This window comes from Nocardia sp. NPDC057455, assembly GCF_042802775.1.
GTDB lineage: Bacteria > Actinomycetota > Actinomycetes > Mycobacteriales > Mycobacteriaceae > Nocardia.
In genome coordinates this window covers 1-10,191 of the sequence record NZ_JBHVDM010000145.1, presented here as the reverse complement: position 1 = coordinate 10,191, position 10,191 = coordinate 1, and the positions used below count along the sequence as shown (strand labels likewise).

Here is a 10,191-nt window from a genome sequence, read left to right as displayed (position 1 = left end):
GCACATCCTCCACGTGGGTGGCCACGGTCCACCGGTGCCCCCACGGGTCTTCGAAGGAGCCGCTGCGATCCCCGTAGAACTGGGTGGTCATGGGCGTGAGCTCCTTGGCGCCCGCGGCCAGCGCGGCGGCGAAGGCGGCGTCGGCGTCGGCGACGTACACGTACAGGTTGACGGGGGTGCCGCCGACCGTCTTCGGGTCGAGGAAGTCCATATCGGGTGCCGGATCCCCGAGCATGACGACGGAATCGCCGAACATCAATTCACAATGGGCGATCTTGCCGTCCGGACCGGGCATTCGCATACGTTCGGTGGCGCCGAAAATGTTCTTGTAGAAATCTATCGCCGCCGCCGCGCCGTCGATGGCCAGACCGGGCGAGACCACCGGATAACCATCGGGAACGGGTTTGACATCAGACATGGGGAACCTCCGGTCGAGGCGTTGTGTCGGACCATGCCGAGCCTATTCCGGCGATCCGCGCAATTGGCCGGATCGTCGGAAATCAGGGGCCCGCGACGCCTTGCAGCCGACGCACCTGGGCCGCGGTGAGCGCGCTGAGCACAGCGGGGTCCACCGCCTCGGGGGCGGTGATCGCGACCTGCACCAATGTGCTTCCCACTTGAACGATCGCGGTCGAGGACCGAAGTGTCAGGTCGTCGCTGGTGGTGCGCACCTGGAAGGAGGCGGCGGCGTCGCCCACGGGCGGCTGGACGAGCCCGCCGATGCGGTAGTCCATCGGAATATCGGAGCCCTCGGCGCTGGAATAGTGCGCGCAGCGACGCAGGATTTCCTGCACATCGGAAAACGCGCCCGCGACCCTGTCGGCCGGATAACTGGCCGCATCGATATCGATGCTGGAGAAATTCGGCCCTGCGTACTGCGTGGACGCTTGCGCGAGCGCGCCGGGACGTTGCGCGCCGAGCGGCGCGAGCACTTTTCCGCATTCGGCCGGATTCGTCGGCGAGGCGCCGGTGGCGCCGCTCCCGGCATCGGCGGGCGGCGCGAGCGCGGCGAAGCCGGCGGGGAGGTCGGCGTCGCTGAGCAATCGCTCACGCAGCCGAGCGGAATCGGTCTGCGGGCCGGTCGTCGCCGGAGCAGCGGCCACCACGGGCCCAACCGGCGGAAGTTCGGGCTGTCCGGACGCGGCGCCCTCCTGCGAACCGCATCCGGCGGCGACCATGAGCGGCGCGACAACGGCCGACAAGGCGCACGCACGGGTCATTCGGTCCACGACACCTGCGTATCGATCGTCTGGCGCAGCGTGCTGTCGCTGTGCGGATCGCGGTAGGCCTGGTGACCGCCGACGGTGATGGATCCGGCCACCGGCAGAGGCAGTCCGAGATCCACCGTGATGGTGCCCGTTCCCTCCATGACGTAGTCCCGGATGTCCAGCGTGCCCGCGTTGTTCGGCAGGTTCCACACCGGCGACTTGGGTTTCTGGGTGACGTGCAGTTCGATGGTGAGCCGGTCCCCGTCGCGTTTGCTCAGCGTCGCGGTGGTCACTTGGTCGAGCAGGACGCCGCTGCTCACTTCTTGACGCACCGTCCACACCGCGCCCTCGCCGACGGGCTCGTCGGGGAACGCGATCGACCGGTAGACGGCCTGGTAGAACGCCTGCTCGAGGGCGGCGCGTGCGGTGTTCGACGCGTCGGGGGCGGGCTCGAGCCGCAGGGCGGTGATCGTGCCCAGATCACTGAGGTCGAAGCCCGCGTGCGAGCCGCCGATCTTGGTGAGCGCTCTGGCCATGGCCGGGTCCGGTGAGGTGACCGTACCGAGCGTCAGATCGATGCCGTCGGCGGTGGTCTGCGCGGTCATCGGAATGGTCAGCGCCGGGGTGGAGAAATCACGCCTGGGCTGTTCGTCGATCTGCTGTTCGATGTGGTGAGCGGTATAGAGCGTGACCCGCTGCTCGGTGCCCGCCGGGTACTCCGGCCGCAGCAGCGACCGCGGCTGCGCACCGGCCGATTCCACCGTGGCCACCGCTGCCGCGATCGGCACGGTCACTTCCTTGCCGATTCCCAGCGGCTCCGTTCCGTCGGCCTCTCCGCTGGACTCCGCGCCGTCGCCGCAACCGACACCGAAGGCCGAGAGGCCGACCGCGAGCACCATGAGCAGCACGCCCGAGCGTGCGCTCCGTGCGGAGCCGGGGCTCCGATGAAGGCGGGGGGAAGACAACACCGTCACGAGCAACAGCGTACGACCGCTTCCTGAGTGTCAGCTGGGACATCCGCGTGTGCGCCGGTCGGCGTGCCTCGCGCGGGCCGGGCGCGGATCGCGGCAATCGGACGCGCGCACCGGGCCCGATCGCACTCGAGAGATGATGGTCGGCGTGAGTGACGACCGGCCGCCCGAGGAAAGCCCAGCGAACACCGTCGATCCGACGACCGTGTCGGCTCCGCCGCAGCGCCTGCGGACGCTGCTCGTTCTCGCGGCGGTGGTGCTCGGCCTGGATCTGCTCACCAAGACCATCGCGGTCGCGAAACTGACGCCGGGCGACCCGGTATCGGTCGTCGGCGACTTCGCCCGCCTGAGCCTGGTGCGCAATCCGGGCGCGGCGTTCTCCATGGCCACCGGCATGACCTGGTTGCTGACCCTGGTCGCCGCCGCCGTCGTCGTCGGAGTGGTGCGCATCGGCCGCACCTTGCGCTCGCTGGGGTGGGCGATCGGTCTGGGCATGGTGCTCGGCGGGGCACTCGGCAATCTGATGGACCGGCTGTTCCGCGCGCCCGGCCCGCTGCAGGGCCACGTGGTGGATTTCGTCGCGATCGGCTGGTGGCCGGTGTTCAACGTCGCGGACTCGGCCATCGTCTGCGGCGCGATCCTGCTGGTCGTGCTCACCGTGTTCGGCTTCGAACCCAACGGCACCCGGGTCGGCCACGACAAGCCCGGCGATGCGAGCGAGGGCAGCGCGGCATGAGGGAGACCAGGACCATGCCCGTCCCCGACGGGCTCGACGGCATGCGCGTCGACGCGGGCCTGTCCCGCCTGCTCGGCCTGTCCCGTACCGCGGTGGCCGCGCTCGCCGAGGAGGGGTCGGTGCAGCTCGACGGCGTCGCCGCGGGCAAGTCCGACCGGCTCACCGCGGGCGCCTGGCTCGAGGTGATCTTCCCCGAGCCGAAGCGGGAATTGACCATCGAGGCCGAGCCGGTGGCGGGGATGAAGATCCTCTACGCCGACGACGACATCGTCGCGGTGGACAAGCCGGTCGGCGTGGCCGCGCACACCGGTGTCGGCTGGAGCGGGCCGACCGTCGTGGGCGGGCTCGCCGCGGCCGGATACCGCATCTCCACCTCGGGCGCGCACGAACGGCAGGGCATCGTGCATCGCCTGGACGTCGGCACCTCCGGAGTGATGGTGGTCGCGCAGTCCGAGCACGCGTACACGGTGCTCAAGCGCGCGTTCAAGCAGCGCACCGTCGACAAGCGGTATCACGCTGTGGTGCAGGGGCATCCGGATCCGAGCAGCGGCACCATCGACGCCCCGATCGGCCGGGCCCGCGGCAACGACTGGAAGTTCGCCGTCACCGCCGACGGGCGGCCGAGCGTCACCCACTACGACACCGTCGAGGCGTTCCATTCGGCCAGTCTGCTGGACATCCATCTGGAGACCGGCCGCACCCATCAGATCCGGGTGCATTTCTCCGCGATCCGGCACCCGTGCTGCGGCGATCTCAGCTACGGTGCCGACCCGCGCCTGGCCGAGCGGCTCGGGCTGCAACGCCAGTGGCTGCACGCTCGGTCGCTGGGCTTCCAGCATCCCGCCGACGGCCGCTACCTGGAGATCACCAGCGAGTATCCGGACGATTTGAAACACGCGCTGGACGTCCTGCGCGATGCCTGATCGCCGGGTGCCGCCGTGGCGCGGAATCCTCCTCGCCGCGGCGGTGGTCGCGCTGATGGCGCTGATCTACGCGCTCGGCGCGCTGCGTCCGCCGTATCGCCCCGCGGCGGCCACCGACCGGCTCGGGCCCGACCAGGGCGAGCAGGTCGCGGACTACCTCGTCCGATCTCGTGACTCGCTGAACGCGAACGGCGGCGACCCGCGCTGGGCGCTGGTGTCGTTCACCGAACCGTCGGCACCCGGACAGATTCCGGCGCACAGCGGCGGATTGCGGATTTCCCAGGTGCTCTACCGGGTGCCGGTCCCCCGCGTGCAGACGCCGCTGGTAAACGTGCCCGTCCCGGAAGGCGTCGCCGCGGCAGTGGCCTCGTCGCGGGACGCGGCCTGGCTGCTCCCCCGCCCCGCCGACGACCGTTCCGCCCGTGTCATCGCGTACTCCGCCGCACGCCTGCGCGGCGGCTGCGGCTGCGTCGTCGGACTCGTCGTCCGGGGCTCCTCGGCGCAATTGCGGAACCTGGCCGGGCAGACCGGCATCCGCGCGGTCCAGGCGCTTCCCGCCGACGCGGTGGCGGGCAGCTTCGCGGTGGTCCCGCTGCTGCCCGACTACCGCGATGTCGTCCTGCCCGGCCCCGACGACGGTCCGGTTCCGCAACCGTGAGCGGGCGGGCGCTCAATCCGGGAGGGTGACGACTCCGTCGAGGTAGCGGCGGCACCGCCCGAACAGCAGCACCCGGTCGTCCGCCAGTTCACAGCGCAGGCTTCCGCCACGACGGGAGAGCTGCCTGGCGTGCAGTTCGGTGCGGCCGAGCCGCTCGCTCCACAGCGGAACCAGCTGGGCGTGCGCCGATCCGGTCACCGGATCCTCCGGAACACCCACGCCGGGGCCGAAGAACCGGGAGACGAAATCGACCGAGTCGCCGGGCGCGGTGACGATCGCGGCGCGTGGCAGGGCGGGGAACGCCGACAGCACCGGCGCGGCATCACGCACCTCTTGTTCGGTCGCCACGACGATCACCTCGTCGGTACCGGAATACGCGCCGACCGGACGCACCCCGAGCGCCGCGACGAGCGCCGGATCGGGCCGCACCGGAATGCTCGGCACCACCGGCAGGTCGAGGACGAATTCGTCGTCGTCGGTGCGGTCGACGTGCAGCCAGCCGCTGCGCGTGTAGAAGCTCACCCGGTCCTCGCCGGGATGCAGGTCGGCCAGGATCTGCGCGGCACTGGCCAGGGTGGCGTGCCCGCACAGCGCGACCTCCACCCTCGGTGTGAACCACCGCAGGTGGAAAGCGGGCCACTCACCCGGCGGCATGCCCGCCTCGGGAGGCAATTGCGATGTATAGAACGCGGTCTCGGCGAGGTTGTTCTCCTCGGCCAGCTGTTGCAGCAACGCGTCCGGCAGCCACGACGGGAGCGGCATCACCGCGGCCGGGTTGCCCGAGAACGGTGCGTCGGCGAACGCGTCGATCTGGTGCAGCAGTACCTCCATAGTCTCCAGAAGGTACTCCAACTCTGAATGGCCGCTTCGCACAAGGCTTCTCGTGGCGCGGCAAGTCAGGCGTCCAGTCTGTCAGGCGGCCCCGCCGGGCGAGTTCGGCAGCAGTTGCCGCTTGTCGCCGAGCAGCACCGCGCTCACCCACCACACGGCCTCGACCAGCACGATGCCCACCAGGCCGCAGGCCACCGCCGCACCGGTGAGCGCGAGGTTGGAAGGGTCGAGTTTGAAGAACTCACGGGTGAACGGGACGGTGAACAAGAAGACGTACGCCGCCACCGACGCCGCGATCAGAGCCACCTTCCACCAGGCGTAAGGGCGCGCGACGATGGCCAGCACCCACACCGCGATCATGATCAGGGTGATCAGGGCGGTGGTGCCCGCCTGGATCTTCTGCTCCTCGCCCGCGTCCGGCCCGGCATAGGCGATCAGGTACGCCACGAAGGTGGCCACGCCGATCACCGCGCCCGACGGGATGGCCAAGCGCATGACCCGTCCGACGAAGCCGGTGCGGGCACGCTCATTGTTGGGTGCGAGCGACAGGATGAACGCCGGGATGCCGATGGTGAACCAGGCCGCGATCGTGACGTGGCGCGGCAGGAACGGATAGCCGATGGGCTCGTAGTCGAAGATCTGGGAACCGACCCCGGCGATCCCAACCAAGAAGGCGAGCAGGACGGAATAGACGGTCTTGGTCAAAAACAGATTCGAGACGCGCTCGATGTTGCCGATCACCCGGCGCCCCTCGCCGACCACATAGGGCAAGGTGGCGAACTTGTTGTCCAGCAAGACGATCTGCGCCACCGCCCTGGTCGCCGGGCTGCCCGCGCCCATGGCCACGCCGATATCCGAATCCTTCAACGCGAGAACGTCGTTCACTCCGTCGCCGGTCATCGCCACGGTATGCCCGCGCGACTGCAAAGCCGACACCATGGCGCGCTTCTGATCCGGGCGCACCCGGCCGAAGGTGGTGTTCCGGTCCAGCACGCCGGCCAGTCCGTCGCGGTCGGACGGCAGCTCCCGCGCGTCGATCGGGCGATCGCCGCCGGGCAGGTCGAGTGAGGAGGCCACCGCGCCGACCGACACGGCGTTGTCGCCGGAGATGACCTTGATCGAGACGTCCTGGCTCGCGAAGTACTCGAGGGTGTCGCGGGCGTCGGGCCGGACCTTCTGCTCCAGCACCACCAGGGCGGCGGGCCGCACGACGCCGGGGGCGTCCACGGCGTCCACCGCGCGGTCGCCGCGCGCCAGCAACAGCACGCGCAGACCGGAGGCACCCAGCTCCTCGGCCACCCGCGCGGCCGACGAGTGCGGGTCGAGCAGCACGTCCGGCGCCCCGAGCAGCCAGTCGCCGTGCTCGCCGTAGGAGCAGCCGCTCCACTTCTGGGCCGAGGAGAACGGGGCGACGGCGGTGCGCTGCCAGCCGGGACCGTTCGGCAGGGCCTCCGCGATCGCCTGCACGCTCGCGTTCGGGCGCGGATCATCGGCGGCGAGTGCGGCCAGCGCGGTGCGTACTTCGGTGTCGTCGAAGGCGTCCAGTGTCCTCAGGTCCGACAGCCGCATGCCGTTCTCGGTCAGCGTGCCGGTCTTGTCCGCGCACACCACGTCGACGCGGGCCAGGCCCTCGATCGCGGGCAACTCCTGGACCAGGCACTGGCGCCTGCCCAGCCGCACCACACCGACCGCGAACGCGATCGACGTCATCAGCACCAGCCCCTCGGGCACCATCGGCACCAGCGCGGCCACCATGCCGGTGACCGCGGGCCGCCAGGACTCCTCGCTGGAGACGAGCTGGTTGTAGATGCTCAGCAGGCCCGCGGGGATCAGCAGGTAGGTGATGAACCTCAAGATCTTGTCGATACCGCTGCGCAGCTCGGAATGCACCAGGGTGAACTTGCTGGCCTCCTCGGCCAGCCGCGCCGCGTAGGCGTCCCGGCCGACCTTGGTGGCCCGGTACGCGCCGGATCCGGACACCACGTAGCTGCCCGACATCACCGCGGCGTCGACCGCCTTGTCGATCGGGTCGGCCTCACCGGTGAGCAGTGACTCGTCCACCTCGAGCTGCGCGGACTCCTCGACCGTGCCGTCCACCACGATCTGGTCGCCCGGCCCGAGCTCGATCAGGTCGTCGAGCACCACTTCGTGCGGCGCGATCTCGACCGCCGTGCCGTCCCGGCGCACGATCGGCTTGGCCTGGCTGACGATGGCCAGCTGATCCAGGGTGCGCTTGGCGCGGATCTCCTGGATGATGCCGACCGCGCTGTTGGCGACGATCAGCAGGCCGAACATGCCGTCGATGATCGATCCGGTGGCGAGCACGAGGACGAACAGGACCCCGAGGATGGCGTTGATCCGGGTGAAGACGTTCGCGCGCACGATATCGCGGACCGAGCGGCTCGCCCGATCGGGGACGTCGTTGGTCAGTCCGTCGCGGCGACGTTGCTCGACCTCGGCCGCGGTCAGTCCGGTGGCGCCCGCCGCCTGCACGGTAATCGACATGACCGCAAGGCTACGGGACAACTACGTTCGTCCTCGTGCGGCGAAGCAGGTCCATCCCCGGTGCAACGTTCGGAGCGAGCGCGTACTTCTTGTGGGGACTGTTCCCCGCGTTCTTCGGGTTGCTGGCGTTCGCCAGTCCGGGTGAGGTGGTGGCGCAGCGGATCCTCTGGACGCTGGTCGTCGTGCTCGCGGTGCTCGCCGTGAGCGGCCGGATACGCGAGTTGCGCGGCATCGGCGGCCGGGTCTGGCGCCTGGCGGCGGTCGCGTCCGCCGCGATCGCGCTCAACTGGGGCGTATACGTGTACGGCGTCACCTCGGGCCACGTCGTGGAGTGCGCACTCGGCTACTTCATCAACCCGCTGGTGACCGTCGCGTTCGGTGTGGTGATCTTCCGGGAACGGCTGACCGGCGCCCAGTGGGCCGCCCTCGCACTCGGCGCGGGCGCGGTGGCGGTGCTCACCGTCGACTACGGCAGGCCGCCGATCATCGCTCTGGCCCTGGCCTGTTCGTTCGCCACCTACGGCCTGGTCAAGAAGGTGATCCCGCTGGACGCGCTGCGCGGCATCGCCGCCGAGGGCATCGTCGCCGCACCCTTCGCGCTGGCATTCGCCGTCGCCTCGGCCGTCGCCGGACACAGCGAATTCGCCTCCGGCCCCGCCCACACCGCGCTGATGGCCTCCACCGGACCGGTCACCCTCGTCCCGCTACTGCTGTTCGCCGTGGCGGCCCAGCGGGTCGCACTGTCCACCATGGGCCTGTTGCAATACCTGACTCCGGCGCTCCAGATGGCCTGGGGCGTCGCCGTCGCGCACGAGCCGATGCCCGCCTCCCGATGGGCCGGTTTCGCGCTGATCTGGGCCGCGCTGGCGATCTTCACCACCGACGCGCTGCTGCGCGCCCGGCGTGCGCGGCGCACATCACGTGACCTCACCGCCGAAGTCGGCCCCTACGCGAACGAAACGCGGTCCACATGATGAGCCACGTTCGAGGGTGAATTGCTACGGCTGTAGCAAAATGGCTACGCTTGTAGCATGACTGCCCTACCCGCACGTGAACTGCGGAATCACACCGCCGAGGTGTTGCGTCGCGTCGAGGCCGGCGAGGAGATCGAAATCCTCAAGAACAACCGGCCGGTGGCGAAGATCATCCCGATATCTCGGCGGCGGCAGTGGGTGCCCGCCTCGGAAGTCCTCCGGGAACTGATGCGCCTCGGCCCGGAAACCACGGGACTCGGAGAGGAATTGCGCGAGATCTTGACCGAGACGACGGACGACCTGCCGTGGTAATCAGTCGACGCGCGCTGGCCGACACATCGATATTCATCGGCCTCGAGGCGGAACGTTTCGATCCGGCACGGTTCGACGGCTACGAATGGGGCGTGTCGGCCGTCACCCTGGGTGAACTACGTCTGGGAGTACTGCGAGCTACGAGTCCCGAAGTGTCGGCACGCAGGTTGGCGACCTACCAGCTGGCACAACGGTTTCAGCCACTCGAGGTGGATGAGACCGTCGCGGAGCACTGGGCGTTGCTGGTCGCACGCCTGCGGGCCGCCGGAAGCGAAGTGCCGATCAACGACTGCTGGATCGCGGCGACCGCACTGGCACACGGCATTCCGATCGTCACACAAGACGGTGACTACGACGCGATGCCCGACGTGGAGGTGCATAGGCTGTAAGAGTCGTCGGAAATGGTCGCGAAAGTGTCGGATCCGACACTTCTAAAGGTTCCGTCCTCTTTGTAGCGTCGATGCATGACCGCGCCCGAACCCCTTCGCTCCCGCACCCGCATCTGGCGGCCACCCGCCGAGACGGCTCCCGACCTGCTGGGCATGACCGGGCGAGAAATCTTGCAGGGAGCGCTCGACGGACGAATCCCGAACGCGCCGATCCTGAACGTACTCGGCTTCCGGCTGGTCCAGGTCGGTGACGGGACCGTGGTCTTCGAAGGCGAGCCGGGCGATCACCTGCTCGACCCCATCGGCGGGGCGCACGGCGGCTTCATGACGGCGCTGCTCGAAGCGGCCCTCGAATCGGCGGTGATGACGAGATTGCCGGGCGGGACGCGGTCCACTTCGGTGCAGATCGGTATCCACGTACACCGGCACGTGCGCACCGACACCCGAACGTTGCGCTGCGAAGGCACCGCTATCCACGTCGGCCCTACCACCGCGAGCGCGGAAGCCCGGCTGATCGGCGCCGCGGACGGCGAACTGTACGCGCACGCCGCCGCGACCTGCGCAATTCTGCGGATCATCTAGCGAGCGCGCCGCACCGGCCACCGGGCAGCGTCCGGTGCCGCAGCGCTTTCGATGCAAAGACGGCGGGCCGGTCGGCGAGACTAATCCCGGCGACCGCCCCGG

General features: G+C 69.5%; 12 protein-coding genes. 7 read left to right on the top strand and 5 right to left on the bottom strand.

The annotated features are described in order from the left end of the window. The 3 genes from ACFU5M_RS32975 to ACFU5M_RS32965 form a co-directional block, all read right to left on the bottom strand. A partial coding sequence (locus ACFU5M_RS32975) for a VOC family protein (RefSeq protein ID WP_379055264.1) occupies positions 1-418 on the bottom strand: 418 nt, incomplete at its 3' end. Positions 419-500: 82 nt separating this feature from the next. Continuing rightward, positions 501-1,220 (bottom strand): hypothetical protein, encoded by a 720-nt coding sequence (locus tag ACFU5M_RS32970; protein WP_379055262.1) that lies wholly within the window; start codon positions 1,218-1,220, stop codon positions 501-503. Further along, positions 1,217-2,107: a hypothetical protein gene (locus ACFU5M_RS32965; RefSeq protein WP_379055266.1), complete on the bottom strand. Its 891-nt coding sequence runs from the start codon at positions 2,105-2,107 to the stop codon at positions 1,217-1,219. The genes ACFU5M_RS32970 and ACFU5M_RS32965 overlap by 4 nt, the downstream gene beginning before the upstream one ends. Positions 2,108-2,315: 208 nt before the next feature. Here ACFU5M_RS32965 and lspA point away from each other — a divergent pair, with 208 nt between their 5' ends. Genes lspA through ACFU5M_RS32950 form a run of 3 tightly spaced genes read left to right on the top strand, consistent with a single transcriptional unit; the run spans position 2,316 to position 4,496 of the window. Next, on the top strand, positions 2,316-2,915 hold the full coding sequence (gene lspA, locus ACFU5M_RS32960; RefSeq protein WP_379055260.1) for a signal peptidase II: 600 nt from the start codon (positions 2,316-2,318) through the stop codon (positions 2,913-2,915). After that, complete coding sequence (locus ACFU5M_RS32955) at positions 2,912-3,838, top strand: RluA family pseudouridine synthase (RefSeq protein ID WP_379055258.1); 927 nt, start codon at positions 2,912-2,914, stop codon at positions 3,836-3,838. The genes lspA and ACFU5M_RS32955 overlap by 4 nt, the downstream gene beginning before the upstream one ends. Then, on the top strand, positions 3,831-4,496 hold the full coding sequence (locus tag ACFU5M_RS32950; RefSeq protein ID WP_379055256.1) for a hypothetical protein: 666 nt from the start codon (positions 3,831-3,833) through the stop codon (positions 4,494-4,496). The genes ACFU5M_RS32955 and ACFU5M_RS32950 overlap by 8 nt, the downstream gene beginning before the upstream one ends. 12 nt (positions 4,497-4,508) lie before the next feature. On the opposite strand, the gene ACFU5M_RS32945 is transcribed toward ACFU5M_RS32950, so the two are convergent. Both ACFU5M_RS32945 and ACFU5M_RS32940 read right to left on the bottom strand, forming a co-directional pair. Continuing rightward, positions 4,509-5,327 carry a PhzF family phenazine biosynthesis protein gene (locus tag ACFU5M_RS32945; RefSeq protein ID WP_379055254.1) on the bottom strand — a complete coding sequence of 273 codons (819 nt, stop codon included), beginning with the start codon at positions 5,325-5,327 and terminating at the stop codon, positions 4,509-4,511. Between the two features lie 81 nt (positions 5,328-5,408). Then, a complete protein-coding gene (locus ACFU5M_RS32940) occupies positions 5,409-7,832 on the bottom strand; it encodes a cation-translocating P-type ATPase (protein WP_379055252.1) in 2,424 nt (807 codons plus the stop codon). Between the two features lie 35 nt (positions 7,833-7,867). Between ACFU5M_RS32940 and rarD the strand changes: the two genes are divergently transcribed. From rarD to ACFU5M_RS32920, 4 genes are all read left to right on the top strand, one after another. Then, positions 7,868-8,806, top strand: a complete 939-nt coding sequence (rarD, locus tag ACFU5M_RS32935; RefSeq protein WP_379055250.1) for an EamA family transporter RarD — start codon at positions 7,868-7,870, stop codon at positions 8,804-8,806. 57 nt (positions 8,807-8,863) lie between these two features. After that, the gene (locus tag ACFU5M_RS32930) at positions 8,864-9,118 is read left to right on the top strand and encodes a type II toxin-antitoxin system Phd/YefM family antitoxin (RefSeq protein ID WP_379055248.1); all 255 of its coding nucleotides are present in this window, start codon (positions 8,864-8,866) and stop codon (positions 9,116-9,118) included. Next, on the top strand, positions 9,112-9,507 hold the full coding sequence (locus tag ACFU5M_RS32925) for a type II toxin-antitoxin system VapC family toxin (RefSeq protein ID WP_379055246.1): 396 nt from the start codon (positions 9,112-9,114) through the stop codon (positions 9,505-9,507). The genes ACFU5M_RS32930 and ACFU5M_RS32925 overlap by 7 nt, the downstream gene beginning before the upstream one ends. A gap of 75 nt (positions 9,508-9,582) precedes the next feature. Further along, on the top strand, positions 9,583-10,089 hold the full coding sequence (locus tag ACFU5M_RS32920) for a PaaI family thioesterase (RefSeq protein WP_379055244.1): 507 nt from the start codon (positions 9,583-9,585) through the stop codon (positions 10,087-10,089). Positions 10,090-10,191 lie beyond the last annotated feature (102 nt).

Bases quoted from the DNA above. Each gene is read 5' to 3' on its own strand.
- ACFU5M_RS32950 (WP_379055256.1), top strand. From the start codon at position 3,831: ATGCCTGATCGCCGGGTGCCGCCGTGGCGCGGAATCCTCCTCGCCGCG.
- ACFU5M_RS32945 (WP_379055254.1), bottom strand. From the start codon at position 5,327: ATGGAGGTACTGCTGCACCAGATCGACGCGTTCGCCGACGCACCGTTC.
- ACFU5M_RS32965 (WP_379055266.1), bottom strand. From the start codon at position 2,107: ATGGTGCTCGCGGTCGGCCTCTCGGCCTTCGGTGTCGGTTGCGGCGAC.
- lspA (WP_379055260.1), top strand. From the start codon at position 2,316: ATGATGGTCGGCGTGAGTGACGACCGGCCGCCCGAGGAAAGCCCAGCG.
- ACFU5M_RS32940 (WP_379055252.1), bottom strand. From the start codon at position 7,832: ATGTCGATTACCGTGCAGGCGGCGGGCGCCACCGGACTGACCGCGGCC.
- ACFU5M_RS32930 (WP_379055248.1), top strand. From the start codon at position 8,864: ATGACTGCCCTACCCGCACGTGAACTGCGGAATCACACCGCCGAGGTG.
- ACFU5M_RS32970 (WP_379055262.1), bottom strand. From the start codon at position 1,220: ATGACCCGTGCGTGCGCCTTGTCGGCCGTTGTCGCGCCGCTCATGGTC.
- ACFU5M_RS32920 (WP_379055244.1), top strand. From the start codon at position 9,583: ATGACCGCGCCCGAACCCCTTCGCTCCCGCACCCGCATCTGGCGGCCA.
- ACFU5M_RS32955 (WP_379055258.1), top strand. From the start codon at position 2,912: ATGAGGGAGACCAGGACCATGCCCGTCCCCGACGGGCTCGACGGCATG.